This window comes from Phreatobacter aquiterrae (genome assembly GCF_053471285.1).
This window is the reverse complement of the sequence record NZ_JBJPHW010000003.1, coordinates 430,416-454,683: the sequence shown is the minus strand read 5'-3', so window position 1 is coordinate 454,683 and position 24,268 is coordinate 430,416. Positions and strand designations below refer to the sequence as shown.

The following is a 24,268-nucleotide window of genomic DNA, read 5'->3' as shown; positions in this document are numbered from 1 at the left end:
CCGAAACACGGTCCTGGGCTACCTCGCGCCGCGGACCGGCGCCTGTGCGGTGGTGATCGCCTCCGGCATCGCCGCCGCGATGAAGGGGCTGCGCCGGATCGTCACGGTCCCGCGCACCCGCAGCATGTGCCCACGGATTGCGGCAGGTTCAAGCCCGGCCTCGCGAAAAGCCGGCATGTCGCGATCATGGATCGTCACCGTCAGGGCCCCCGACCGGGGCGGCCCGAAATTCACGTAGGTGATGCGATTGACGGTACGAACGCTGCGAACCCGGCCCGTCGCGACGACGAAGCGCCCGTCCGCGGCCTTCAGGGCCTCGGCGTCATTTGTATCGAGAATTGCATCAGCCGTTGCCCAGATGCCACGCCGGGCGGTAACGGCGTCCGTCTCCGCGGCCTCCATCAGGCGCCAGCAGTCGCGCGGAACGAGACGGGACGGCGTGAGACGCGCGCCGCCGTCACGCAGGATCACGGCTTCCACCGGTCCGTCGGCGCCGAGCGCGATGACGGGCAGCCGCTCGTGACGATCGGGCCCGCCGAGGATGGCGACGCGGACGACGCGATCCGCCGGCACGGCGGCGTCCCCGCTGAGGGCGACGAGACGGAAACGCCGCCCGTCCGGCGCGGCAAGCGTCAGTGGCGTGTCGGGCCTGAGGCCGGAGACGGGCTCGAGTCGTTCGGGAGCGCAGGCGAGCGCCGGAACGGCCAGAACCGCCGCGACCAGACGGATGAAAAGGCTCCACAGGCGCGTCATGGCCGGGCTCCACCCGGCCATTGAGAGCGCCGGGCGGCGCTCGCGTCAACAGGGGCCGGGAGTGGGCCCGGCCCGCCGGAGAGAGGTCAGGCGCCCTTGCGGTTCTGCCGGTTGTTGATGAGATCGTCGACGACGGCGGGATCGGCAAGCGTCGTCGTGTCGCCCAGCGCCCCGAACTCGTCCTCGGCGATCTTGCGCAGGATGCGGCGCATGATCTTGCCCGAGCGTGTCTTCGGCAGGCCGGGCGAGAACTGGATGAGGTCGGGCGAGGCGATCGGGCCGATCTCCTTGCGCACCCAGGCGACGAGCTCCTTGCGCAGTTCCTCGCTCGGCTCCTCGCCGGTCATCAGCGTCACATAGGCGTAGATGCCCTGACCCTTGATGTCGTGCGGATAGCCGACCACCGCCGCCTCAGACACCTTCGGATGGGCGACGAGCGCCGATTCCACCTCGGCCGTGCCCATCCGGTGGCCGGAGACGTTGATGACGTCGTCGACGCGGCCGGTGATCCAGTAGTAGCCGTCGGCGTCCCGCCGGCAGCCGTCGCCGGTGAAGTACTTGCCGGCATAGGTCGAGAAATAGGTCTGCACGAAGCGCTCGTGGTCGCCGAACACCGTGCGCATCTGCCCCGGCCAGGAATCGGCGATGACGAGATTGCCCTCGCAGGGACCCTCCAGCACCTTGCCCTCGGAATCGACGATCTCCGGCTGCACACCGAAGAAGGGCCGCGTCGCCGAGCCCGGCTTCAGCGCGATCGCGCCCGGCAGCGGGGTGATGAGGATGCCGCCGGTCTCCGTCTGCCACCAGGTGTCGACGATCGGGCAGCGGCCCTCGCCGACGACGCGGTGATACCACTCCCAGGCCTCCGGATTGATCGGCTCGCCGACCGAGCCGAGGAGGCGCAGCGAGGCGCGCGAGGTCCGCTTCACCGGCTCCTCGCCGGCCCCCATCAGCGAGCGGATGGCGGTGGGCGCGGTGTAGAAGGTGTTGACCTTGTGCTTGTCGACCACGTCCCAGAAGCGCGAGATCGACGGATAGGTCGGGATGCCCTCGAACATCAGCGTCGTCGCGCCGTTGGCGAGCGGCCCGTAGACGATGTAGCTGTGGCCGGTGACCCAGCCGACGTCCGCCGTGCACCAGTAGATGTCGCCGTCCTTGTAGTCGAAGACGTACTGGTGGGTCATCGAGGCATAGACGAGATAGCCGCCGGTGGTGTGCAGCACGCCCTTGGGCTTTCCGGTGGAGCCCGAGGTGTAGAGGATGAACAGCGGATCCTCGGCGTTCATCGGCTCCGGCGGGCAGTCATCCGGCACGTTTGCCGCGAGGTCGGCATAATAGTGGTCGCGGCCCTCCTTCATCGCCACCGCCGAACCGGTGCGCTTCACGACGATGACGCTCTTCACGACGCCCGGCACCTTGTCGCAGGCGGCATCGACATTGACCTTCAGCGGCACCTTGCGGCCGCCGCGCAGGCCCTCGTCCGCCGTGATGACCACCGCCGTGTCGGCGTCCTCGATGCGGCCGGCGAGGCTGTCCGGCGAGAAGCCGCCGAAGACGATGGAATGGACGGCGCCGACGCGGGCGCAGGCGAGCATGGCATAGGCGGCCTCGGGGATCATCGGCAGGTAGAGCGTGACCCGGTCGCCCCTCTTCACGCCCTGGCTCTTGAGCACGTTGGCCCATTTCATCACCTCGGCATGGAGCTGCCGGTAGGTGATCTTCGCATCATCCTTCGGGTCGTCGCCCTCCCAGATGATCGCCACCTGATCGCCGCGCTTGGCCAGATGCCGGTCGACGCAGTTGTATGAGACATTGGTCGTGCCGTCCTCGAACCAGCGGATCGACACGTTGTGCGGGTCATAGGAGGTGTTCTTCACCCTGGTGTAGGGCTTCATCCAGTCGATGCGCTTGCCGTGCTCGCCCCAGAAGGCTTCCGGCGAGGTCACCGAAGCCTCGTACATGGCCTTGTACTTGGCCTCGTCGACATAGGCGCGCGACGCCCAGTCGGCGGTGACGGGATAGAGCTTTTCCGACATGGCGGTCCCTCTCGATGGTCGCCGCCCGTCCACGATACCGGGTAGCGATGCCGTTTCCCCATGGGGCAGCCCGTTCGACCGGGCGCCTCCCGTATTCAGCCGCGACCATACGTCGGCGCGGCGCACCGGCTCAAGAGAGGCCTGTCTCACACTTTGGTCGCTCGCATCGCGCGCAACCGGCTTGGCGCTTCGGCCGACTTGCCCCCGTCGCGGCAGGCGTCAAAGCTGACCGCCCCTGCCAATGCCGCGGATTCCTTGCCCATGACCAGCGCCCTCGACACCCTCCTCGCGCGATCGGCCGCCCGCGGCGACGTTCCCGGTGTGGTCGCCATGGTCGCAAACCGCGACGGCGTTCTCTACGAGGGTGCCTTCGGCGTCCGCCGTCTCGGTGAGGCACAGCCGATGACTGCGGATACGGTTGCCTGGATCGCCTCGATGACCAAGGCGATCACCACGGCCGCGCTGCTGCAGCTCGTCGAGGAGGGCAAGGTCGCGCTCGACGCGCCCGCCGAGACCTACGCCCCCGGGATCGGCACGGCGCAGCTGCTGTACGACTTCGACGCCGAGGGGCGGCCATTGACGCGCCCGCCGGCGCGGCCCGTCACCGTCCGCCACCTCCTCACCCACACCTCCGGCTACTCCTACGACTTCGCCTCCTCGGCCATCCGCAAATACATGAAAGCGACGGGCATGCCGGCGACCAACACCGGGCGCATTGCCTCCCTCGGCGCGCCGCTGATCGCCGAGCCCGGCGAGGCCTTCATCTACGGCATCTCCACCGACTGGGCCGGCCGCATCGTCGAGACGGTGACCGGCAAGCCGCTGGAGGCCGTGTTCCGGGAGCGCATCTTCGCGCCCCTCGGCATGACGGATTCGATGTTCCGCCTCGGGCCGGACCAGCACGCCCGCCGCGCCACGGTGCACGGCGTCAAGGAGGACGGCACCTATGTGCCGACCGACATGGTGGTGGTGCAGGAGCCGGAATTCGCCTCCGGCGGCGGCGGGATGTATGCGACCGCCGGCGACTATCTCACCTTCCTGCGCATGATCCTGGGCAAGGGCGCGCTGGGCGGCGCGCGCATCCTCGCATCCGACAGCATTTCCGGCCTGATGACCGACCAGATCCCTCAACTGACCGTGCCGGCGCTCGGCCTGATGTCGCCCATGGGCCTGCGCAGCGCCGATTTCTTCCGCGGCAAACCGACCGGCTGGACCCTCGGCTTCCAGATGAACCGCGAGCCGACGGAAGAGGGCCGCTCCGCCGGCGCCCTGTCATGGGGGGGCTTTGCCAACACCTTCTACTGGATCGACCCTGCCAAGGGCATCGCCGGCGTCTTCCTCACCCAGATCGTGCCCTTCTTCGATCCGCGCGCGGTGAAGCTGTTCCGCGAGTTCGAGGCGGAGGTCTATCGGGGGCTATCGTGACCGAGGAAAAATCAACTGATGAAGCAAATGCGCATAGAGAAGCTTACGCGATCGTTGGCGAACTAGTTCTTATAGCAAATGCCATTGACGACCAACTGAATAAGCTTCTAGTAGAAGTGCTAGATCTTGGGTCATCTGCAATGACCATACCGGTTGTGGCGACACTTGACCCTCAAAGGAAAATTGAAATACTAAAGGAACGAGCAAAATTCATCCCGAATGCCGATTGGAAATCAGGACTTAAGAAGCATATCGACCGAGTCGAGCGTGTGTTCAAACAGCGAAATATTGTATGCCACATGACGCTGGTATTAGAGGATGGTGCGTGGCTTCTGAGGCCGACAGCAGCAGCAAAGCTTCTTAAGAATCTAGACCTCACAACTCAACAGTTGCGCCACTTTCCGGTGCGTGAGTTCAGGGATGAAATCCAGAAGGCGGAGGAAGCGCTCGGAGAGGGCGGAAAGCTGATCTCCAGTTTCCAGCGCCTCAACAAAGAGCTCGAAAGTCGCCGACGCAAGACCCGGTGACGTCGGCCCGGTCGTCTTGTCACCTACTCCGCCGCCTTCGGCAGCTCGACGCCCGCTTCCCTCAGCACCTCGGCCGTATCCTGCCCGAGCTTCGGCGGGGCGAGGCGGGTGGAGGCCGGCGAGGCCGCGTAGTTCACCGGGTGCTTCATGTCGACCCAGGTGTAGCCGTCGGGATGGGCCTGCTTGCGGAAGAAGCCGACCGCCTTGAGGTGCGGGTCGTCCATCAGGTCCTCGAAGCGGTTGATCGGCGCGAAGGGGATCGCCTTCTCGGTCAGCACCTTGGCCCAGTCGTCGTTGGTCCGCGTCGCGACCATGGCGTCCATCATGGAGTAGAGCTCCTTGATGTTCACCATGCGCGCCCGGTAGGTCGAGAACTTCGGGTCGGTGTTCAGCTCCGGACGCCCGGCCAGCACGAAGAAGTCGGCCCAGTTCTTGTCGGAATAGGGCAGGATGCCGATCCAGCCGTCCTTTGACTGGTAGGGCCGGCGGTCGGGATTGTGAATGCGCGCATAGCCGAAGTCGGTGCCGGCGGGAGCCGGGTCATAGACGTGGCCGTAGAGGTTCTCGTGCATGACGAAGTGCGTGTAGCACTCGAACATCGGAACCTCGACGAACTGCCCCTCGCCGGTGCGCTGCTTGTGGAACAGCGCTGCGAGCACCGCCTGCACCATGAACAGGCCGACCGTCTTGTCGGCGGCCAGCGTCGGCAGGTAGCGCGGCGCCGGATTGCCGTCGACGCGGGGGAGGATGTCGGCGCCGCCCGAAATGCCCTGGATCAGGTCGTCGTAGGCCGGGCGGCCGGCATAGGGACCCTCGGCGCCGAAGCCGGCGGCATGGATGTAGATGAGGTTCGGAATCCGCGCCTTCAGACTGTCGTAGTCCATCTTCAGGCGTGCCGCGGTGTCCATCCGCATGTTGGAGCAGACGACGTCGCAGGTCTTCGCCAGCGCGATGCAGGCTTCCTGATCCTCGCGGCGCTTCAGGTCGAGCGCCACCGACTTCTTGTTCTTGTTGTACATCATGAATAGCGGGCCCATGCCGGCGCCGGCCTCGGCCGGCCACGAGCCCGGCCAGCGCATGATGTCGCCGCCGCCCTCGCCCGGGCTCTCCACCTTGATGATCTCCGCCCCCATGTCGCCGAGCAGCATCGTGGCATAGGGCCCGAGGATGACGGCGGTGAGATCGAGGATGCGGATGCCGGCGAGGGGGCCGCGCGGCGCGGTGGGCTGGGACATGGGTGGAGCCTTCACGAAACGGCGTTTCGCCGATTGTAGTCGGCTTGGCGAGACTTGCGAACCCGCCACGTCGAAGCGGTGATCGGCGCTCAGCGCAGGTCGCGCCGGGATGTCACGGATCGATCCCGCCCATGGCGCAGACGATGGCCCATTCCGCATCGGTGACCGGCTGCACGGAGAGCCGCGACAGCTTCAGCAGCGCCATGTCGGCGAGCTTGGGCTCGTGCTTCACCGCCTCGAGGCTGACCGGCGCCCTCAAAGGCTTCACCGCCTTGATGTCGACCACAACCCAGGGTTCGCCAGCCTCGGCCGTCGGATCGGGGTAGGCCTCGCGGATCACCTCGACGATGCCGACGATCTCCTTGCCCTCGTTGGAATGATAGAAGAAGCCGCGATCGCCCGTCTTCATCCGCATCAGGTTGAGCTTGGCGGCATGGTTGCGCACGCCGTCCCAGAAGGTGCCCTTGGCGCCGGCCTTCACCTGCTGGTCCCAGGACCACTTGAAGGGCTCGGACTTGTAGAGCCAGTGCGCCATTCACTCGCCCTCGATCTTCGGCGCGCCGGAGGCCGTCGGGATGAGCTTGCGGAAAGCGTCGATTTCGGTGACGAAGCGGTCGAACTCCGCGAGCGTCATCGTCGTCTTGCTGTCGGAGAGCTCGACCACGACGATCGGCTCGCCGCCGGTGCGCCGCTTCATCAGCTTGGCGACCGGGAAGACCACCGAGTGGGTCAGGTCGAAGGGGTGGGTCTCGGCCACCAGATCGGAGCCCATCGCCTTGGTCGCCGCCTCGACGCCGCGCGCCAGCTTGTCGAAGAAATTGGTCATCGTTGAACCCCGTCCCGTTCGCTCGAATTCATTCCGCCCGCTGCGGACGCGCCATCAGCTGCACGATCGCCTGGTCGACGTCGATGATGCCGCCGAGAACCGCATCGACGGCCTCCGAGATCGGCATGTCGACACCGGCCTCGCGGGCCTTCTCCACCAGTATCTCGGCAGTCAGGGCGCCTTCCGCAAGCGCCCCCTTGCCGGAGACGAGGTCGAGGCCCTTGCCCTCTCCAAGCGCATGGCCGAGGGCGAAATTGCGCGACTGCACGCTGGCGCAGCTGAGGATGAGGTCGCCGAGGCCGGACAGGCCCATCAACGTCTGCGGCTTCGCGCCGAAATGCGCCCCGAACCGCGACAGCTCCGCGAAACCGCGCGCCGTGATCGCGGCCGTGGCGCTCGCCCCAAGGCGGCGGCCAGCGACGATGCCGGCGGCGATGGCGAGCACGTTCTTGGTGGCGCCGCCGATCTCGACGCCGCGCAGATCGGTGGTGTGATAGAGGCGGAAGGCCGGGGAGCCGAGCGCCGCGGCGATGCGCCGTGCTTCCGTTTCCTCGCGGGCCGCGACCGTCACGGCGGTCGGCAGGCCGCGGTCGATATCGGCGGCAAAGCTCGGCCCCGACAGGATCGCCGGAACCGTCGCCGGAGCCTCCTCCTCGACGATCTCCGACATGAACCGGCCCGAGCCGCGCTCGATTCCCTTGGCGCAGATGACGAAGGCGGTTCCCGGACGAAGCCAAGGCGCAATGGACCGCGTCACCTCGCGCAGCGCCTGCGCCGGAACCACGGCCAGCACCATCCCGTTGCCGGCCGCCTCCTCCAGCGAAGCCGTGGCGGTGACCCGCTCGTGGATCGTCGCCCCGGGGAGCCGGCGCGCATTGGTGCGGCGCGTATTGACCTCGGCAACGACCGCCGCCTCGCGCGCCCACAGCGTCACCCGCCGTCCGGCGCGCGCCGCGACGTTGGCGAGCGCCGTGCCGAAGGCGCCGGCGCCGAGAACGGCGAGGGGATCGTCCTGCGTCATGCCGTAGCTCCGTTCATGCCTTGGCGCCCAGCCGCCCCGAGCCGATGGTCGCAGCCCCAGCGTCGAGGGGCCAGCGGGCGCGCGGCGCGATGTCGAACGGATCGCTGAAACCCATTCTCAGGCGTTCGGCGCCCGCCCATGCGATCATCGCCCCGTTGTCCGTGCACAGCTTCGGCGTCGGCACGACGAGTGGCAAGCCGGCCGCATCCGCCGTCCTCTGCAATACGGCCTTCAGGGTCTGGTTGGCACCGACACCGCCGGCCGCCACCAGCGCGGTGGGCGCGCCATGGCGCTCCCGGAACAGGCGGATAGCGACCTTGCAGCGGTCGGCCACCATGTCGGCCACCGCAGCCTGGAAGGAGGCGCAGACATCGGCGACGTCCTGGCCGGTGAGCGCGCCTGATGCGGCGCGGAGGTCCTCCACCTTCAGCCGCACGGCCGTCTTCAGTCCGGACAGCGAGAAGTCGGGCTCCGGCCGGCCGATCAGCGGGCGGGGAAAGGCGAAGCGGCGACAATCACCCGCCATGGCGCGGCGCTCGACTTCGGGACCGCCGGGATAGGCGAGGCCGAGGAGCTTCGCCACCTTGTCGAAGGCCTCGCCGATGGCATCGTCGATGGTCGTGCCAAGCTTGGCATAGTCGCCGACGCCGTTGACGGCGAGGAGTTGGGTATGCCCGCCGGAGACAAGCAGCAGGAGATAGGGAAAGGCCACATTGTCGGTGAGGCGGGCCGTCAGGGCATGGGCCTCCAGATGGTTGACGGCGACGAGGGGCTTGCCGAGCACCAGCGCCATGGCCTTGGCGGTGGTGAGGCCGACGAGAACGCCACCTACCAGTCCCGGCCCGCCCGCGGCGGCAATGGCATCGAGATCGCCTGCGACAATGCCGGCCTCGCGCAGCGCCTGCGCGGTGACGCGGTCGACGATCTCGACATGGGCGCGCGCCGCGATCTCCGGCACCACGCCGCCATAGGGCGCATGCTCCTCGATCTGCGAGCGCACCACATTGGACAGGATCGTGCCGCGCCCGTCGGCGTCGACGCGAACGACGGAGGCCGCCGTCTCGTCGCAGGTGGTCTCGATCCCGAGAACCAGCATGAAGTCCATCCCCCGCCGTCGGCACGACGGGACTTCCGGTCCGCCGATCCGTCGCTATGATCGCGCGCTTCGCGTATCACCGGACCTTCCCATGGCGCAATCGCCCTTCCTCCGCATCGGCACCCGCGGCTCGGCCCTCGCTCTCGCCCAGGCCCATCAGGTGCGCGGTCTTCTCGCCCGCGCCCATGGCGTCGGCGAGGAGGACATCGCCGTGGAAGTCATCAAGACCAGCGGCGACGCCATCCAGGATCGGCCTTTGTCGGAAGCCGGCGGCAAGGGGCTCTTCACCAAGGAGATCGAGGAGGCGCTGATCGATGGCCGCATCGATCTCGCGGTCCACTCGTCCAAGGACATGCCGACGACGCTTCCCGAGGGGCTCGGGCTCGTCGCCTTTCTCGCGCGCGAGGACGTGCGCGACGGCTTCATCGGCCGCACCTCCCCGACCATCGCCGGCTTGGCGAAAGGCGCCCTGGTCGGCTCCTCCTCGCTGCGCCGCCAGGCCCAGCTCCGGCGCGAGCGGCCGGACCTCCAGGTGATCACCTTTCGCGGCAACGTCCAGACGCGCATGGCCAAGCTCAACGCCGGCGAGGTTGCCGGCACCATGCTCGCCATGGCCGGCCTGAAGCGCCTCGGCATCGCGACCGAAGTGACCGAAATCGTCGCGACAGACCGCTTCCTGCCGGCCGTCGGACAGGGCGCCATCGGCATCGAGGCGCGGCTGGGCGACCAGCGCACCCTCGACCTGCTGGCGCCTCTCGATCATCCGGACACCGCGACCGCTCTCGCGGCCGAGCGCGCCTTCCTCGCTGTGCTCGACGGATCCTGCCGCACGCCGATCGGAGGCCTCGCGACCCTTGAGGGAGATACCCTGTCGTTCACCGGGGAGATCCTGCGCCCCGACGGCAGCGAAAGCCATGTGACGCGGCGAAAGGGGTCGCGCGCCGACGCCGTCGCGCTCGGCCGCGATGCCGGTGCCGAGCTCAAGGCCCTGGGCGGCGGCGGCTTCTTTGGCCCGGCCTGATGCGGGTCCTGGTGACACGGGCGGAGCCGGAGGCGGGCCGGACTGCGGCTAAGCTGGCCGATCTCGGCCATGAGGCCCTCGTCGCCCCGCACTTTGCGCCCGAACCATTGCCCGTCGACATCGATGTGGCACGCGCCGCGGCCATGGCCGTCACCAGCCCGCGCACCGTCGCGATGATGCCGGAAGGGTGGCGCGCCGCGCTCCGGCCGCGTCCGGTCTTCGCCGTCGGCGACCGCACGGCGGCGATGCTGCGCGATGCCGGCTTCACGGACGTCCGGTCGGCGGCCGGCGACATCGAGGCGCTCGTCCGCCTCATCCACGAGGAGCGGCTCCCTGCGGGGGCGACCCTTCTGCATCCGGGGGGAGAAGAGCGGGCCGGGGACCTTGCCGCCGCGCTCGCCGGCTGCGGCCTGACCGTCGTCAGCCCGAGTATCTACCGCATGGTCGCCGCAAGCACGCTTCTTCAGGCAGCGCGACAGGCCCTTGAAGCGGGAACAATCGACGCGGTCCTGCACTATTCGCCGCGTTCAGCGCGGGTCTTCGCCGATCTCGTCAGCGCCGCGGGTCTCTCCGGGGTCGCCCGGCATCCGCTCCATGCCTGCCTCTCGCCGGCCGTCGCCGCGGCGCTGGAACCTCTCGCCGCGCCACGCGTCGTTTCGGCAGTCCGCCCCGACGAGGCCTCGCTGCTGGCCGTCCTTGCGACCTCAATCGGGTTGCGGCAGGACGCTCCCGCGCGCTAGACCTCACAGACGGGGCAAGCGGGAGACGACGGATGGCCAGTGACGACCGCCCGACCGACGAGTTGAAGCCCAGGCGCCGCGGCAAGGCGCCGGTCATCACGCTGGAAGCTCGGGAGATCGAGCCGACCACCGCGGCAGATCCCGCAGCGGACCCGGCGGGGGAGACTGCGCACGGCGCGACGGCAGGGCAGGAAGGGCCGGTCCCCGGCGAAGCAAGCGCATCGGAAACCATCGACACGATGCCGGTTGCGCCTGCCTCCATCGACGAGGCGGACAAGCCTTCGCTCACGGCGGCATCGGGTGTGGACGAGACGGCAGACGCCGCTCCGGCCGAGCCTGCCGCGCCCGAGACGCCCTCGCCCGAACCCGCTTCCTTCGAAGCCGCGCCCCCTGATGCTACCCCTGCACATGTCGCATCCTCCGGGAGCGAGCAGTCCGCACCCCCGAGGCCCGACTATCGCGAGGACCCCCAACTGGTGGTGCCCCCTCCATCCGGTGGCGGTTTCGGCCGGCTGGCCGCGGCCGGCCTCGTCGGCGCGCTGATCACCGGCGGTCTCGGCATCGCCGCCCAGATGAGCGGCTACTGGCCGGGAACGGCCCGGCAGGACACGTCGGCACTCGAACAGAGGCTCGCCGCCCTCGACGGCCAGGTGCGCCAGATCGCCGCGCGCCCCGCCGCGCCTTCAGCGCCGGCGGTCGATCTCGCCCCCCTGACGCGGCGTATCGAGAGCCTCGACGCCGCCCGGGCGAGCCTCGAGGGCCGCCTTGCCGCCATCGAGCAGCGGCCTGCCGCGACCGCCGGCCAGAGCCCTCCGCAACAGTCGGCCGCCATCGATCTCGATCCTCTGAAGACGGAGATCGACGCGCTCAAGGTGGCCGTCGAGGCCATTGCATCGGCCCAGCGTACGGCAGCGCAGTCACCGCCGGCCGCGCCCGCTGCCCCCGCTGTCGACATGACCGCCGTCGAGGCGCGCGTGGCGGCCCTGCTGGCGCCCCAGACAGAGCGCGTCGATGCCACGGCCGCACGCATCCGCTCGCTCGACGAGGAGATCAAGGCGACGAGCGCCGCGGCCCGCGCCCTCGGCGAGAAGGTCACGACGCTCGAGACGGCCCGGTCGCAGGCGGGCGATGCCGGCCGGCGCGCCGCCCTGGTCGTCGGCCTTTCGTCGCTGCGCGGTGCCTTCGATCGCGGGCAGTCCTTCGCGGCTGAACTCAAGTCGGCGGCGACCCTCGGCCTGCCGGCGGAGGCTGTCCGCAGCCTTGAGGCCCACGCCGAACGCGGCCTGCCGACATCCGCGGCTCTCGCCCAACGCTTCTCGGCGCTTGTGCCCGCGCTCCTGCGCGCGGCGCCGGCGAGGGCAACCGACGGCACGCTGCTCGACCGGCTCTCGGCCACAGCGCAGAATCTCGTCCGGGTCCGCCCGGTCGGCGAGGCGGCCGGTGACGACGTCCCGACTGCCGTGTCCCGAGCCGAAGCCAAGCTGAGGCGCGGCGACATCGCCGGCGCACTGGCCGACATCGACCGCCTGCCCGAACCCGTGCGGGCCCTTGCCGCCAGCTGGGCAGCCGAGGCGCGGGCGCGCGTGGCGGCCGAGGCGACGCTGCGGCGCCTGACCCTCGATGCAACCGCCGCCCTGACCGGCGGCTGAGGAGAACATCATGGTTCGCGTCGTTCTCTTCCTCCTGCTGCTCGCCGCCCTCGCCTCCGGCGCGGCCTGGATCGCTGACCAGCCCGGCACGGTCTCCGTCCTCTGGCTCGGCCGGCAGATCGAATTCGAGGTGCTGACGGGCATCATCGGCCTGCTGGTGGCCGCGGCCGCCGCCATGGCGCTGATCGGTATCGTCAAATGGCTGATTGCGAGCCCGGCCCTGGCCGCGCGTGCCATGCGCCGACGGCGCGACAGGAAGGGGCGTGACGCAGTCAGCCGGGGCATCGTCGCCATCGGCGCCGGTGATCGCCGGGCGGCGGAGCACCTTGCTGCGGAGGCCGAGAAGTTCGCGCCCGGACAACCGCTCACCCTGCTTCTGAGGGCGCAGACCGCCCAGCTCGCCGGCGACCGTGGCGCTGCCGAACAGGCCTTCCGCGCCATGCTGGCCGGGCCGGAGACGAAGCTCCTCGGCCTACGCGGGCTCTATGTGGAGGCGAAACGCCGCGCCGATCCGGCCGCCGCGCGCGCCATCGCCGAGGAGGCCGTGAAGGAATCGCCCTCCGCCGGCTGGGCCGGACAGGCCGTGCTGGAAAGCCAGACGCTCGGCGGCGACTGGGATGGCGCCCTCGCCAGCATCGAGAGGCAATACGCCGCCCGCGTCATCGACAAGGCGCAGGCGAAGCGCCGACGCGCTGTGCTGCTCGCCGCCAAGGCCACCGCGCTGGAGGATCATGATTCCGTTGCCGCCAAGGCGCTGGCCATCGAGGCGCAGGGGCTGGCGCCCGACCTCGTGCCGGCCGCAGTCGTGGCCGGCCGGCTTCTCGCCGCCGACGGCGACACCCGCAAGGCCTCGCGCGTCATCGAGGCGGCCTGGAAGGCGACGCCCCATCCCGATCTTGCGGAAGCCTATGCTCATGCCCGACGCGGCGATTCGCGGCTCGATGAACTGAAGCGCGTCGAGTACCTGGCGCGTCTCACCCCCTCCCACCCGGAAGGGCTGATGGCCGTCGCCCGCGCCGCCATCGATGCCGGCGAGTTCGAGACGGCACGCCGCGCCCTTCAGGAGCTGACCGACGGGCGCCCGACGCAGCGGGCCTGCCTGCTGATGGCGGAACTCGCCGCCAAGGAGCATGGCGACCACGGCCGCGCCCGCGAATGGATGGCGCGCGCGCTGCGCGCCGCCCGCGATCCGGTCTGGACCGCCGACGGTCAGGCGAGCGACGTCTGGCTGCCCGCCTCGCTGGTCACCGGCCGACTCGATGCCTTCGAATGGAAGGTTCCGGTCGCCGAGATCGGTGGCCCCGTGCTGCAGGTCGACGACGTGCTGGCCGATCACCACGAGTCCGAGCAGCCCGCCCCTGTCGCCGGCCCGATCATCGAGGTCCTGGCCGCCCCCGTCGCCGAGGACCCCCCGCCGCCCCCGCCGCCGGACCCGGTTGCAGTGGTCGTGGAGCCGGCTCAGCCTCAGCCGTCCGAGCCCGCCGCCGCCGCGGAGGAACCGCCGAAGCAGACCGTCGTCGATATCCCGCGGCCGCGCGCGCAGCCAACCGAGACGGTCTTCCCGATCACCCGCCCGCCGGATGATCCGGGACCCGAACAGCCGGCTCCGGCGCGACGAGCCTCGTTCCTGGGAAGCTGAAGGGGCCCGTCCCTGCAACAATGGCGTCTTGAATAGCGTCTTGCCGCCCGCCCCGCGGGCGTGAGATAGAGAGCGCGCCGGTCCCGTAGCTCAGCAGGATAGAGCAGCGGTTTCCTAAACCGAAGGTCAGGGGTTCGAATCCCTTCGGGACCGCCAAAGGCTATTGATTTCGCTAACGAATATCGTCTGCCTTGCGGCTTACCCTAACGCTTACCCTCATGGCGTTGCGGCATGGTCACGGGCTCGCCGTCGCAAAGACGGACACCGGGCGCGTTCGTTAGGCTGCCTCCGCGGGCCCTCGCGTAAGACCAAGCTCGATGGGAGGTCCGCTATTTGGGCCGGAAGCGGTCATTGTGTATGTCATCTCTTGGTGTGGGCCTTCCGAACTTCGTGGCACTATCGGCGGCCGTTCCCACCGTTGCGTAGTCCACCTAAGCCGCCAGAGGACCTGTCGACCACTGTCGCGTCAGGGCGCCCGTGCGACGCACCCACTGAACCTTGGTCAGGATGGTGAGGTGGTCATAATTCTGCATGCTGGTCGCCGTGAACCTGCAGACCACGTTCAACTCCTCTCCATCGTCGCGTCGCACTACTCGCTGAAGGGCATCTGCCCGGCCCACGTCACCACAGGCGGTATCGCCCGCGGTGCGACGCTCTCCATGATCATCGGTCGCCGAACCGACCAGACGGCGCAGGACTAGCCCACCGGCAGGGTCGCCTTCATGGAAGGCCGTTCGGCAAATCCAGCATACCAGGCGGCGAGGCGGTCGTTGCCCTGGCGCCAGCCGATGTCGGGGAAGCGGAAGTCGAGATAGCCGAGCGACACGGCGGCCGCGACGGTGCCGATGTCGAGACGGCTTTCCAGATGGCCGATCCAGTCCTCCGAATAGGCCTTCACGGTCGTGTGGATCTTGGTGATCTGCCCCTGGTGCCAGTCGGCCCAGCGCAGCGCCTCGGGGCGCGCGACGGTCTCGTAGCGGGCGAGCAGGGCGGCATCGAGCATCTCGTCGGCGGCCGACTGCAGCACCAATGACTTCCAGCGATCGGCTCCCGCAGCCCGGAACAGGGCGGGTGCGCTGCCGACCGAGTCAATGAACTCGCAAATGACGCGGCTGTCGTAGATCGCCATGCCGTCGTCGGCGACGAGTGTCGGCACCTTGCCGGTGGGGTTGTGCGCCTTGATCGAGGCGTCCTGGTTGATCGGGTGGGCGGCCGAGCCGAGCTTGTCGATCTGGCCGTCGATGCCGCGCTCGATGGCGCAGACCATGACCTTCCGGACAAAGGGAGAGGCGGGGGAGAAGAACAGTTTCACGGTAGGGGATCCTTGGGTGACGATGAAAATCCGATGGCCTGCCCTTGCTGGAGCGGCTCGTCGCGGCGCGCCGCCAGATGCCCCATGAGCACCTCGCCGGCGAAGATGACATGTTCCTGCATCAGGCGCCCTGCCCGCTCGCCGTCACCCTGACGCAGAGCGTGCAGGATACGGTGATGATCGTCGTGTGAGCGCAGGATGATGTCGTAATCCTCCCACAGGATGATGCGGTCCGACGCCATCGGAACGTCATGAGTGCGGGACACGAAGTCCTTCAGCCAGGGATTTTCTGCAGCCTCGATGATGGTACTGTGGATCGTCACGTTCATCCGCCGGTAGGCGGCGAGCCGCGCCGGCTCGAGCTTGCCTGAGGACAGAATGCTGTCGCCTTCGGCGACAGCAGCGCCAAGCGCGTCAAGGGCACCCGGAGTCAGGCCGAGGCGGCCGGCAATCCTGCACGCCAAGGCCTCCAGCGTGGAGCGGACCTCGAACGCGGCGCGAATGTCCTCGATAGCGAAACTGCGTACCCGGTAGCCGCGATTGGCGGAATATTCGACCAGTCCATCTCGCGACAGCGCTGCGAGCGCGGTTCTGAGCGGCGTTCGCGACACGCCGAGCTGACGCGCCAGTTCGTCCTGCCGCAAGGGTGCACCCGGAGCCAGACTTCCCTCCAGGATCAACTCGCGGATCGACGTTGCCGCGTGGTCGGCGCTCGTCTGAAACGCGAGTGCGTCGTGGTCATTTCCGTCAAGGTTGAGAGGCAGCGACATTGCGGGACATGCTGATCGAACAGACCCGGTTTTGCAAGACCGCCTGCTGTTCTGGATACAAAATGACCCTCCCTGCCAAAAAGAATTGCGGTATCCGTTCATTCCTGCCTATTCTGGATCCAAAATCAGCATGCAGGAGGAATGAGGTGCGAACTGCCATCGTCACCGGCGCAGCGCGCGGCATCGGCGCCGCCATAGCGACGCGGCTTGCCAATGACGGCCTTCGCGTTGCTGTCGCCGACCTCTCCGTCGAGGCGGCGCGCGCCACCGCTGCGGCGCTGCCGGGCGATGGCCATGTCGGGCTGGCCGTGGATGTCCGGGACGAGGCATCCGTCGACCGCCTTTTCGACGAGACGGAATCATCGATGGGACCGGTCGGCGTCCTCGTCTGCAATGCTGGCGTGCTGCTTCTCCGCGAGGGTGGCCAGCGTCCTGCCATCGTCGACACGACGCTGGAGGAGTGGGAACAGTCCCATGCGGTCAACACACGCGGCACCTTCCTGTCGGTGCGGGCCATGCTGCGGCGAAGAACGGCTCGGCCCGTCGACGGGGGGCGCATCGTCACGCTGTCTTCGGTAGCCGCCCAACTCGGCGGTTACCGGTCCTCCAGCGCCTACATCTCGTCCAAGGCCGCAGTTCTCGGCTTCACCAAGGCCGCGGCCCGCGAGGCGGCACCCCTCGGCATCACCGTGAACTGCCTCGCGCCGGGGCTCATCGATGCGCCGATGCTGCGGCTTTCGCTGCCCGCAGAACGCGACGGCGAGATGTCGTCGAACATTCCGCTCGGCCGCATCGGGACCGCCGAGGACGTTGCCGAAGCCTGCTCCTATCTCGTCTCGCCGGCCGCCGCCTACCTGACCGGCGTGACCATCGACGTCAACGGCGGCTACAGGATGCAATGACCATGCGGATCTTGCTGGAACGGCTCTCCGAATGGTTCGTCATCGCCGCCGGTGCCGCGCTCGTTCTGATGATGCTTCATGTCACCGCGGACGTGATTGGCAAATACGTCTTCGTGGCGCCCATTCCCGGCACCGCCGAGGTCGTCGCCAGCTACTACATGATCGCGACCGTCTTCCTGCCGCTTGCCTATATCGAGGTGCAGCGTCGCCCGATCGTCGTCGAGCTCTTCTACGATCGCCTGCCGCCCCTGCTGAGGCCGCCGCTCGATCTCCTCGGAACCGCCGCTTCGGTCTCCTTCTACGGTTTCCTCGCCTGGCAGAGCGCCTTCATCGCTCTCAACGCCTATGAGATCGGGGAGATCGTCGAGGGTGCCTGGCGCGTGATCGTCTGGCCCAGCCGTTTCCTGCTGCCGTTCGGCCTGATCCTCGCCTGCCTTGTCCTGATCGTGCGTTTCGTAGGCGATGTCGTCGATCCCCCGCACCGGAGGCCAGAAACAGCCTCCGCCGGCAAGACGATCTGAGGGCGCCATGGACCGCATCCAGATCGGCCTCCTCGGCATCGGACTCGTCATGACCCTGATCTTCATGCGCGTGCCGATCGGCGTCGCCATGGGACTTGTAGGGTTCGGCGGGATCGCGAGCCTGATCTCGCTCTCCGCCGCCATCGGCATCGCCAAGGCCATTCCCTATCGCCTGATCGGTGACTGGAATCTGTCCGCGGTGCCGATGTTCCTGCTGATGGGCTATATCGCCTCGGCGACGGGCCTCACCAACGGCCTCTTCGCCGCCGCCCGCATCTTTCTCGCCCGGGTTCCGGGAGCCCTCGCCTCCGCGACGGTCGTCGCCTCGGCTCTCTTCGCCTCCGCCTCCGGGTCAAGCGTCGCGACCTCCGCAGCCTTCTCCCGCATCTCGATCCCGGAAATGCTGAAGGCGCGCTACGACCCCGCGCTGGCGACCGGCTGCGTGGCCTCGGCCGGCACGCTCGGCTCGCTCATCCCCCCATCGATCCTGATGATCGTCTTCGGCATCATGGCCGATACCTCGATCTCCCGGATCTTCATGGCCGGCGTCCTACCGGGCCTGTTGTCCGCAGCCATGTTCATCGGCCTGATCACCGTCCGCGTCTGGTTCAATCCCTCACTCGCTCCCCGGGACGAAACCGTCTTCACGGCCGCCGAGAAAAAGGCCGCACTGCTCGACGTGTGGCCGCTGCCGGTGCTGATCGCCGGTGTCCTCGGCGGCATCTTCCTCGGGATCTTCACGGCCACCGAGGCGGGCGCCATCGGCGCCATGCTCGCGTGCCTGATCGCCTGGACGCGCGGCTCGCTGACAAGGGCCACCTTCCGACAGGCCGTCATCGAGACGGCGGAGGGAACGGCCGCCATCTTCATCATCGTCGTCGGCGCCGCGATCTTCGCCCGCTTCATGGCCTATTCGCAATTGCCGAACGTCATGGCGGAGACGCTGATCGCCTATACCGGCGGCAATACGCTGGCGGTCATCATCGCCGTGGCGGTGGTCTTCCTGATCCTCGGCAGCATCCTCGAGAGCATCTCGATCATGCTGCTCACCCTGCCGCTGCTGCTGCCCCTGCTGAAGTCGCTCGATGTCGACATGATCTGGTTCGGCATCCTGGTCATCAAGCTTCTGGAGATCGGACTGGTGACGCCGCCGGTGGGCATGAATGTCTATGTCATCAAGTCGGCACTGGGCGATCGCATTGCGCTCGGGACGATTTTCCGCGGCGCCGCGTGGTTCGTGGCAGCCGATCTCATCACCCTCGCCCTTCTGATCGCCTTCCCGATCATCACCCTCTGGCTTCCCAACCAGTTCGCAGTCCGCTGAACGACCCCGAAAGAGGGTCCCATCCCTAGGAGGAAACCACCATGAAACTTCGACACGCCGTTATCGGGCTCGCAGCCCTGGCCGGGCTCTCGTCGGCCGCCCTGTCGCAACAGACGTGGCAAGCCTCAAACTGGCTGGCCCCGGCCCATATCCTCAACGAGTTCGTCTACCAGAAATGGGCCGAGGACGTCGCCAAGGCGACCAACGGTGCTCTGCGTATGCAGGTGCATTCGTCCGGGTCGCTCGTTCCCGCGCCCTCCACGATGCAGGGAATTCGCGACGGCGTCGCCCAGGTCGGCATCGTCTATCCCGGATACACGCCGTCCGAGCAGCCGCTGAACAACGTCGTCAACGATCTCGTCTTCACCTCCGACGACGACTTCGCCGCCGCATTCGCCTTCACCGAACTCGGCCTGACGCACCCCAAGCTCCAGGCCGAATGGCGCCGCAACGGCGGCATCTTTGGCGGCGGCTACGCGACGCCCGTCTACAATTTCATCTGCATGAAGCCGATCCGCTCCGTCGCCGACGTCCGCGGCCTGAAGATCCGGACCGCCGGCGGCGCCCAATCGAACTGGGTTCGGGCGCTCGGCGGGGTTCCGGTCTCCGTCCCGATCGGCGACGTCTATTCGGGCCTGGAGCGCGGCTCGATCGACTGCACGCTGTCCGACCCCACGAACCTCGACAAGGGCAACAAGTTCTGGGAGGTGGCCAAGGCCGTCACGCGGCTGCCGATGGGCGTCGTGATCGGCGCCAACTGGATCTACAACCGTGACGCCTGGAAGGCGCTGACCACGCCCCAGCGCCGCGCGCTGCTCGATACGATGGCGGTGGCCTCGGCGCGGGCCCAGGTCGCCTATCACGTCGGCGTCAATGCGGCGATCGATGGCTCCAGGCAGCGCGGCCTCGCCATTGTCGCCCCCGCTGACGACCTGACGGCGAAGTTGGCGGAATTCAACCGCGACTTTATCGCCCAATTGCCGAAGACATCCATGGAGACGCGGCGTGTGCAGGATCCGAGCGACCTGATCCAGGCTTTCCGCGACCTGGAGGCGAAGTGGAAGAAGCTCCTCGAGGGCGTCGACCGCACCAATCCCGATGCGGTCGCGGCGGTCCTGCGCGAGCATCTCTATGGCAAGGTCGATGCGGCGACCTATGGCCTGAACTGACCCCCATGCGGCGCGCCGACCCCTGCGCGCCGCATTTTTTACGGAGCTTGCAGCCATGAAGGCGATCGTCACGGGAGCCGCGGGCGGCATCGGTAAGGCCACCGCGTTGAGACTTGCGGCCGATGGCTTCTCCGTCATCGTCGCCGACATTCATGCGGAGCGGGCGGAAGCGACCGCCGCTGAAATTCGCGCCCTTGGCGGCGCGGCTGAAAGCCGTGGCATCGATCTGACGGATCGCGCCGCGCTGCTGGCCCTCGCCGAAGAGGCGGGGCCCGTCGATGCGCTGGTCAACAATGCCGGCATCTTCGACGTCCGGGCCTTCGCCGATCTGCAGGCCGATGATTTCCGCCGCATGGCCGAGGTCAACGTCATACCGCTCTTCGAATTGACACGGGCGGTCGCGGCACGGGCACCGCGGGGCGCACGGATCGTCAACCTCGCCTCCCGCGCCTATCTCGGTGCGAGCCACTATGCCCATTATGTCGCCTCCAAGGCCGCGGTGGTGGGGCTCACGCGTGCCATGGCGCTAGAACTGGCGGGCAAGGGCATCCTCGTCAATGCGGTGGCACCCGGCGTCATCGACACCGAAATGCTCAAGGCGCGCTCCGATACCGACCGCGGGGCACTCGCTGCCCAGCAGCCCCTCGGCATTCTCGGCCGCGCCGAGGATGTTGCCGACGCCATCTCCTTCCTCGCCTCCCCTCGCCTCGCTTTCGTGACCGGCCAGATCCTCATCGTCGACGGCGGCCGGACCCTCGGCGGCTTCATCGGCTGAGCGGCGCGACACCCCTCCCAAAGGCAGCGAGACAACATGGCCGACAGACTGTTGGACAAGGTCGCGATCGTTACCGGAGCGGGGTCCGGAATCGGGCGGGCGATCACGCTCGCCTTCGCGCGCGAGGGCGCCCGCGTCGTGGCGGTCGATCGCGACAGCGACGGCCTCGCCGAGACCGTCGCCACCGCATCGAGGACGGTTGTCGCCGTGCAGGGCGATGTCACCGATCCGCAACTGCCGGGGATCCTCCGGGCGGCGCTCCGGGAACTGGGACCGCTCGACATCCTCGTGAACAACGCCGGCATCGGCGGCGGTGGAACCGCGGAGGCGACGAGTGACGAGGAGCTGAGGCGCTATCTCGAGGTCAACGTGGTCGGCCTTTTTCGCCTGTCCCGCTTCGCCGTCGAGGAGATGAGGCCGCGGCGCTGCGGGGCCATCCTCAACCTCGCATCCGTCTATGCGGTGATGGGCGCTGCGCACAGCGCCGGATACTCGACCAGCAAGGGGGCTGTCGCGGCCTTCACCCGGCAACTTGCGACCGACTACGGACCCCACGGCATTCGCGTCAACGCCCTCGGGCCTGGCCTGATCGAGACGCCGTTGACCGCCGAGCGAATCCGCACCCAGGCCTGGCGACGCCGTATCGCCATTGACCAGACGCCGCTTCAGCGGGTCGGCCAGCCGGAGGACGTGGCTGCCGCCGCGGTCTTTCTCTGTTCGGACGAGGCGGGATTCATCACCGGCGAACTCCTCAAGGTGGATGGCGGCTGGGACATGGCGGGCTACCCACGGGAGCCGGGCACGTGACAGCGATCGCAGAGGCCTACGACGTCATCGTTGCCGGCTCCGGTGCCGGCGGCATGGCCGCTGCGTTGACCTGCGCCATCGAGGGCCTGTCGGTCCTCGTCGTCGAGAAGGAGGAGCATGTCGGCGGCTCGACCGCGATCTCGGGAGGCGCCGTATGGATCCCGAACAACCCGCTCGCTCTGGCCATGGGCATCGAGGACTCCACCGAGGCGGTGATGACCTATCTCGGCGCGGTGCTCGGCAATGCGCTGCGGCCCGACATGATGCATGCGTTCCTGTCGAGCGGACCGGAGGCCGTGGCCTATTTCGATCGCCATACTCACGTGAAGTTCGCCGCCCGGGCCTATTCGCCCGACTACTACCCGGAACTGCCCGGCGCCGGGCGCGCCGGCCGGCCGATTGATCCCCTGCCCTTCGACGGCCGCGAACTCGGCGAGGCCTTCCGCCTTCTCAAGGATCCGCTGGCGACCTTCACCGTCCTCGGCGGCATGATGGTCAACGTCACCGATGTCAACCATCTCCTCAAGGTCACGCGCTCCTTTGCCTCCTGGCGATACGGCATGAAGCTCATCGCGCGCTACGGTTCCGACCGTCTGCGCGGATGGCACCGTGGAACCCGGCTGCTGCTTGGCAATGCGCTGGCTGGCCGCCTCCTGAAGAGTGCGCTCGATCGCGGCATCGACATCGCGACCTCGACGCCTCTCCTCGGCCTCGTGTGCGACGCGGGGAGCGTGACGGGCGTCAGGATTCGCGCCGGAGCAGGCGAGCGCACCATCGCAGCCCGGCGGGGCGTGGTGGTCGCCACCGGCGGCTTCCCCTGGGATCCGACGAGGAGAGCCATCCCGGGCCAGGAGCCCGGGCGGCAGTGGTCGATGTCGCCGTCGAGCAATACAGGCGATGGCATCCGGATCGCTGAAGGAGCGGGCGCCGCCTTCATGGAAGCGCCTGCCGACCATGCCTTCTGGGCGCCGGTATCGGTCTGGACAAAGTCCGACGGCACGACCGTGCGCTTTCCGCACCTGATCTGGGACCGGGCAAAGCCCGGCCTTGTGGCCGTCAACGGCGCCGGCCATCGTTTCGTCAATGAGGGAACGTCCTATCACGAGTTCGTCCGTGCGATGCTGCGCTCGCACGAGACCGTCCCTAGCGTTCCCGCCTTCCTGGTTGCGGATCGTCGCTTCATCGACCGTTGGGGCCTTGGGCTCGCCCTTCCCGGCGGACGTCCGCGGTCACACCTTGTCCGCGATGGATATCTGATCGAGGCGTCGTCGATCGCCGAACTGGCGGACAGGATCGCCGTCCCCGCGGATGCGCTCAGCGCATCCATTTCCGGGATGAACCGCGCGGCGGCGGAAGGGATCGATCCTGGATTTGGCAAGGGCTCTTCGGAATACAACCGGTACTACGGCGACCCCGCCATCGCTGGAAATCCGTGCCTCGGTCCGATCGCGGAACCGCCCTTCTATGCAGTCCGTGTCTATCCCGGCGACATCGGCACAGCCTCGGGATTGCTGACCGATCCGGATGGACGCGTCCTTGACAGGAGCGGTGACCCCATCGCCGGACTGTACTGCTGCGGAAGCGACATGGCCTCGATCATGGGCGGTCACTACCCGGGAGCCGGTATCACCCTAGGGCCTGCGCTGACCTTCGGCTATCGTGTCGGGCGCAAGATCGCTGCCCCGCACTAGGGCCTGTGGCTCCAAGACGGAGACCTCGCCTGGTCCCGCCATTGATCCAGCTTCCTTGGCCTCCAGCCAAGGCGCGCTTCGACGTGCGTCCGGTCTCCGCCTATGATGGTGCTCCGCCCGCGACATGGAACCGAACGGGCCAAGTTGCCTGGACTGGCAGCCGCAAGGGTTGCCGCACAAATTTCACCGCTGGACATCGCGCCCCGTTCTTGACCGGTCACCATGTTGTCTGACAACTAGGCGGATGGGACGTTTCGAACCACTGGAGCCGATAGCAAAGCTAGCCGACGAGGTCACCTCGGTCCTCGTGGCGCGCATCGCATCGGGCGAGTTGAAACCTGGCGACCGGCTACCTGCCGAGAAGGACCTGGCTGTCGCCTTGCGCGTCAGTCGCAGCGTGATCCGCGAAGCGGTCTCGCGCCTCAAGCACGACGGCCTCCTGGAGACCCGCCAGGGTGCAGGTGCGTTCGTCACCGGGTTTGGATCGGCCAAGAGCTTCAGGCTGCAGCTTGCTCATGCGCGCGAGGACCTGCCGCTCGCCGACATTTTCGAACTGAGGGGGGTGGTCGAAGCCGGTGCGGCGTCTTTTGCAGCCGAGCGACGGGATGACGCCGACCTTGAACGGATCACGGAGGCGGTAGATGCCATCGATGCCGCCATGGCCGATGGCCGTGACGGGGTCGCAGAAGACAAGGCCTTGCATCTTGCTATTGCGGCGGCATCCGGCAACCCCGCCTTCGTGCGCTTCCTCGATTTCATTGCCCACAACGTCGATGACGCAATCCGCGCCGCCCGCATCAACAGCTTGAAGGTCCCCGGCCGCCCCCAATCCGTGCAGCTGGAACACCGCAGGGTCGTCGACGCCATTCGTGCGGCCGACGCAATGGAAGCCCATGCCGCGATGGCAAGCCACATCCGGGCGGCGGCACAAAGACTGGGAGTTGCCCGTTGAGCACATCAGAACCAGCCAGCGCAGAAATCCCGGAGGTCGCCGGCCCGGTCCCGCGGCCGCGAAAGCCAAAGCTGCCA

The 24,268-nt window shown here is 68.0% G+C and carries 24 protein-coding genes and 1 tRNA gene; 16 read left to right on the top strand and 9 right to left on the bottom strand.

Features of this window, described 5'->3' with window-relative positions; all coding sequences use genetic code 11:
- Positions 1-18: 18 nt before the first annotated feature.
- Both ACJ4V0_RS07295 and acs read right to left on the bottom strand, forming a co-directional pair.
- Positions 19-753, bottom strand: coding sequence for a hypothetical protein (locus ACJ4V0_RS07295; RefSeq protein ID WP_448298891.1), 735 nt, complete (start codon positions 751-753; stop codon positions 19-21).
- A gap of 86 nt (positions 754-839) precedes the next feature.
- Positions 840-2,789, bottom strand: coding sequence for an acetate--CoA ligase (acs, locus tag ACJ4V0_RS07290; RefSeq protein WP_448298890.1), 1,950 nt, complete (start codon positions 2,787-2,789; stop codon positions 840-842).
- A gap of 261 nt (positions 2,790-3,050) precedes the next feature.
- On the opposite strand from acs, the gene ACJ4V0_RS07285 reads away from it, so the two are divergent.
- Entirely contained in the window at positions 3,051-4,214 is a 1,164-nt protein-coding gene (locus ACJ4V0_RS07285) for a serine hydrolase domain-containing protein (RefSeq protein WP_448298889.1), read from the top strand.
- Positions 4,211-4,741 (top strand): hypothetical protein, encoded by a 531-nt coding sequence (locus ACJ4V0_RS07280; protein ID WP_448298888.1) that lies wholly within the window; start codon positions 4,211-4,213, stop codon positions 4,739-4,741. The genes ACJ4V0_RS07285 and ACJ4V0_RS07280 overlap by 4 nt, the downstream gene beginning before the upstream one ends.
- A gap of 23 nt (positions 4,742-4,764) precedes the next feature.
- Here ACJ4V0_RS07280 and ACJ4V0_RS07275 read toward each other — a convergent pair whose 3' ends face one another.
- The 5 genes from ACJ4V0_RS07275 to tsaD form a co-directional block, all read right to left on the bottom strand.
- Positions 4,765-5,976 (bottom strand): CaiB/BaiF CoA transferase family protein, encoded by a 1,212-nt coding sequence (locus ACJ4V0_RS07275; RefSeq protein ID WP_448298887.1) that lies wholly within the window; start codon positions 5,974-5,976, stop codon positions 4,765-4,767.
- A gap of 112 nt (positions 5,977-6,088) precedes the next feature.
- Positions 6,089-6,511, bottom strand: a complete 423-nt coding sequence (locus ACJ4V0_RS07270; protein WP_448298886.1) for an EVE domain-containing protein — start codon at positions 6,509-6,511, stop codon at positions 6,089-6,091.
- Complete coding sequence (locus ACJ4V0_RS07265) at positions 6,512-6,802, bottom strand: hypothetical protein (protein ID WP_448298885.1); 291 nt, start codon at positions 6,800-6,802, stop codon at positions 6,512-6,514.
- 28 nt (positions 6,803-6,830) lie between these two features.
- A complete protein-coding gene (locus ACJ4V0_RS07260; RefSeq protein WP_448298884.1) occupies positions 6,831-7,823 on the bottom strand; it encodes an NAD(P)H-dependent glycerol-3-phosphate dehydrogenase in 993 nt (330 codons plus the stop codon).
- A gap of 13 nt (positions 7,824-7,836) precedes the next feature.
- Positions 7,837-8,919 carry a tRNA (adenosine(37)-N6)-threonylcarbamoyltransferase complex transferase subunit TsaD gene (gene tsaD / locus ACJ4V0_RS07255; protein ID WP_448298883.1) on the bottom strand — a complete coding sequence of 361 codons (1,083 nt, stop codon included), beginning with the start codon at positions 8,917-8,919 and terminating at the stop codon, positions 7,837-7,839.
- 91 nt (positions 8,920-9,010) lie between these two features.
- Between tsaD and hemC the strand changes: the two genes are divergently transcribed.
- The 6 genes from hemC to ACJ4V0_RS07225 all read left to right on the top strand — a co-directional run bounded on the left by hemC (position 9,011) and on the right by ACJ4V0_RS07225 (position 14,669).
- Positions 9,011-9,940, top strand: a complete 930-nt coding sequence (hemC, locus tag ACJ4V0_RS07250; RefSeq protein WP_448298882.1) for a hydroxymethylbilane synthase — start codon at positions 9,011-9,013, stop codon at positions 9,938-9,940.
- Positions 9,940-10,680, top strand: coding sequence for a uroporphyrinogen-III synthase (locus tag ACJ4V0_RS07245; protein WP_448298881.1), 741 nt, complete (start codon positions 9,940-9,942; stop codon positions 10,678-10,680). Before hemC ends, ACJ4V0_RS07245 begins: the two co-directional genes overlap by 1 nt.
- Positions 10,681-10,712: 32 nt before the next feature.
- A complete protein-coding gene (locus tag ACJ4V0_RS07240) occupies positions 10,713-12,329 on the top strand; it encodes a COG4223 family protein (protein ID WP_448298880.1) in 1,617 nt (538 codons plus the stop codon).
- 10 nt (positions 12,330-12,339) lie between these two features.
- Complete coding sequence (locus ACJ4V0_RS07235) at positions 12,340-13,968, top strand: heme biosynthesis protein HemY (RefSeq protein WP_448298879.1); 1,629 nt, start codon at positions 12,340-12,342, stop codon at positions 13,966-13,968.
- Positions 13,969-14,047: 79 nt separating this feature from the next.
- Positions 14,048-14,124, top strand: a tRNA-Arg gene (locus ACJ4V0_RS07230).
- 359 nt (positions 14,125-14,483) lie between these two features.
- Positions 14,484-14,669, top strand: coding sequence for a hypothetical protein (locus ACJ4V0_RS07225; RefSeq protein ID WP_448298878.1), 186 nt, complete (start codon positions 14,484-14,486; stop codon positions 14,667-14,669).
- Here the strand turns inward: ACJ4V0_RS07225 and ACJ4V0_RS07220 are convergent.
- Both ACJ4V0_RS07220 and ACJ4V0_RS07215 read right to left on the bottom strand, forming a co-directional pair.
- Complete coding sequence (locus tag ACJ4V0_RS07220; RefSeq protein WP_448298877.1) at positions 14,666-15,280, bottom strand: glutathione S-transferase; 615 nt, start codon at positions 15,278-15,280, stop codon at positions 14,666-14,668. The genes ACJ4V0_RS07225 and ACJ4V0_RS07220 overlap by 4 nt on opposite strands.
- Complete coding sequence (locus ACJ4V0_RS07215; protein WP_448298876.1) at positions 15,277-16,050, bottom strand: GntR family transcriptional regulator; 774 nt, start codon at positions 16,048-16,050, stop codon at positions 15,277-15,279. The genes ACJ4V0_RS07220 and ACJ4V0_RS07215 overlap by 4 nt, the downstream gene beginning before the upstream one ends.
- A gap of 146 nt (positions 16,051-16,196) precedes the next feature.
- Here ACJ4V0_RS07215 and ACJ4V0_RS07210 point away from each other — a divergent pair, with 146 nt between their 5' ends.
- From ACJ4V0_RS07210 to ACJ4V0_RS07175, 8 genes are all read left to right on the top strand, one after another.
- Entirely contained in the window at positions 16,197-16,952 is a 756-nt protein-coding gene (locus ACJ4V0_RS07210; protein ID WP_448298875.1) for an SDR family NAD(P)-dependent oxidoreductase, read from the top strand.
- Positions 16,953-16,954: 2 nt separating this feature from the next.
- Positions 16,955-17,473, top strand: coding sequence for a TRAP transporter small permease subunit (locus tag ACJ4V0_RS07205; protein ID WP_448298874.1), 519 nt, complete (start codon positions 16,955-16,957; stop codon positions 17,471-17,473).
- Positions 17,474-17,480: 7 nt separating this feature from the next.
- Entirely contained in the window at positions 17,481-18,797 is a 1,317-nt protein-coding gene (locus ACJ4V0_RS07200) for a TRAP transporter large permease (protein WP_448298873.1), read from the top strand.
- Positions 18,798-18,838: 41 nt separating this feature from the next.
- The gene (locus ACJ4V0_RS07195) at positions 18,839-19,966 is read left to right on the top strand and encodes a C4-dicarboxylate TRAP transporter substrate-binding protein (protein ID WP_448298872.1); all 1,128 of its coding nucleotides are present in this window, start codon (positions 18,839-18,841) and stop codon (positions 19,964-19,966) included.
- A 55-nt stretch (positions 19,967-20,021) separates the two neighbouring features.
- On the top strand, positions 20,022-20,741 hold the full coding sequence (locus ACJ4V0_RS07190; RefSeq protein ID WP_448298871.1) for an SDR family NAD(P)-dependent oxidoreductase: 720 nt from the start codon (positions 20,022-20,024) through the stop codon (positions 20,739-20,741).
- A 36-nt stretch (positions 20,742-20,777) separates the two neighbouring features.
- A complete protein-coding gene (locus tag ACJ4V0_RS07185; RefSeq protein ID WP_448298870.1) occupies positions 20,778-21,548 on the top strand; it encodes an SDR family NAD(P)-dependent oxidoreductase in 771 nt (256 codons plus the stop codon).
- Entirely contained in the window at positions 21,545-23,239 is a 1,695-nt protein-coding gene (locus tag ACJ4V0_RS07180) for an FAD-binding protein (RefSeq protein ID WP_448298869.1), read from the top strand. Before ACJ4V0_RS07185 ends, ACJ4V0_RS07180 begins: the two co-directional genes overlap by 4 nt.
- A gap of 244 nt (positions 23,240-23,483) precedes the next feature.
- Positions 23,484-24,191: a FadR/GntR family transcriptional regulator gene (locus tag ACJ4V0_RS07175; protein ID WP_448298868.1), complete on the top strand. Its 708-nt coding sequence runs from the start codon at positions 23,484-23,486 to the stop codon at positions 24,189-24,191.
- Positions 24,192-24,268 lie beyond the last annotated feature (77 nt).

Coding starts and splice junctions, on each gene's coding strand:
- ACJ4V0_RS07295 (WP_448298891.1), bottom strand. CDS start 753: ATGACGCGCCTGTGGAGCCTTTTCATCCGTCTGGTCGCGGCGGTTCTG.
- acs (WP_448298890.1), bottom strand. CDS start 2,789: ATGTCGGAAAAGCTCTATCCCGTCACCGCCGACTGGGCGTCGCGCGCC.
- ACJ4V0_RS07285 (WP_448298889.1), top strand. CDS start 3,051: ATGACCAGCGCCCTCGACACCCTCCTCGCGCGATCGGCCGCCCGCGGC.
- ACJ4V0_RS07275 (WP_448298887.1), bottom strand. CDS start 5,976: ATGTCCCAGCCCACCGCGCCGCGCGGCCCCCTCGCCGGCATCCGCATC.
- ACJ4V0_RS07270 (WP_448298886.1), bottom strand. CDS start 6,511: ATGGCGCACTGGCTCTACAAGTCCGAGCCCTTCAAGTGGTCCTGGGAC.
- ACJ4V0_RS07265 (WP_448298885.1), bottom strand. CDS start 6,802: ATGACCAATTTCTTCGACAAGCTGGCGCGCGGCGTCGAGGCGGCGACC.
- ACJ4V0_RS07260 (WP_448298884.1), bottom strand. CDS start 7,823: ATGACGCAGGACGATCCCCTCGCCGTTCTCGGCGCCGGCGCCTTCGGC.
- tsaD (WP_448298883.1), bottom strand. CDS start 8,919: ATGCTGGTTCTCGGGATCGAGACCACCTGCGACGAGACGGCGGCCTCC.
- hemC (WP_448298882.1), top strand. CDS start 9,011: ATGGCGCAATCGCCCTTCCTCCGCATCGGCACCCGCGGCTCGGCCCTC.
- ACJ4V0_RS07245 (WP_448298881.1), top strand. CDS start 9,940: ATGCGGGTCCTGGTGACACGGGCGGAGCCGGAGGCGGGCCGGACTGCG.
- ACJ4V0_RS07240 (WP_448298880.1), top strand. CDS start 10,713: ATGGCCAGTGACGACCGCCCGACCGACGAGTTGAAGCCCAGGCGCCGC.
- ACJ4V0_RS07235 (WP_448298879.1), top strand. CDS start 12,340: ATGGTTCGCGTCGTTCTCTTCCTCCTGCTGCTCGCCGCCCTCGCCTCC.
- ACJ4V0_RS07215 (WP_448298876.1), bottom strand. CDS start 16,050: ATGTCGCTGCCTCTCAACCTTGACGGAAATGACCACGACGCACTCGCG.
- ACJ4V0_RS07205 (WP_448298874.1), top strand. CDS start 16,955: ATGCGGATCTTGCTGGAACGGCTCTCCGAATGGTTCGTCATCGCCGCC.
- ACJ4V0_RS07200 (WP_448298873.1), top strand. CDS start 17,481: ATGGACCGCATCCAGATCGGCCTCCTCGGCATCGGACTCGTCATGACC.
- ACJ4V0_RS07195 (WP_448298872.1), top strand. CDS start 18,839: ATGAAACTTCGACACGCCGTTATCGGGCTCGCAGCCCTGGCCGGGCTC.
- ACJ4V0_RS07190 (WP_448298871.1), top strand. CDS start 20,022: ATGAAGGCGATCGTCACGGGAGCCGCGGGCGGCATCGGTAAGGCCACC.
- ACJ4V0_RS07185 (WP_448298870.1), top strand. CDS start 20,778: ATGGCCGACAGACTGTTGGACAAGGTCGCGATCGTTACCGGAGCGGGG.
- ACJ4V0_RS07175 (WP_448298868.1), top strand. CDS start 23,484: ATGGGACGTTTCGAACCACTGGAGCCGATAGCAAAGCTAGCCGACGAG.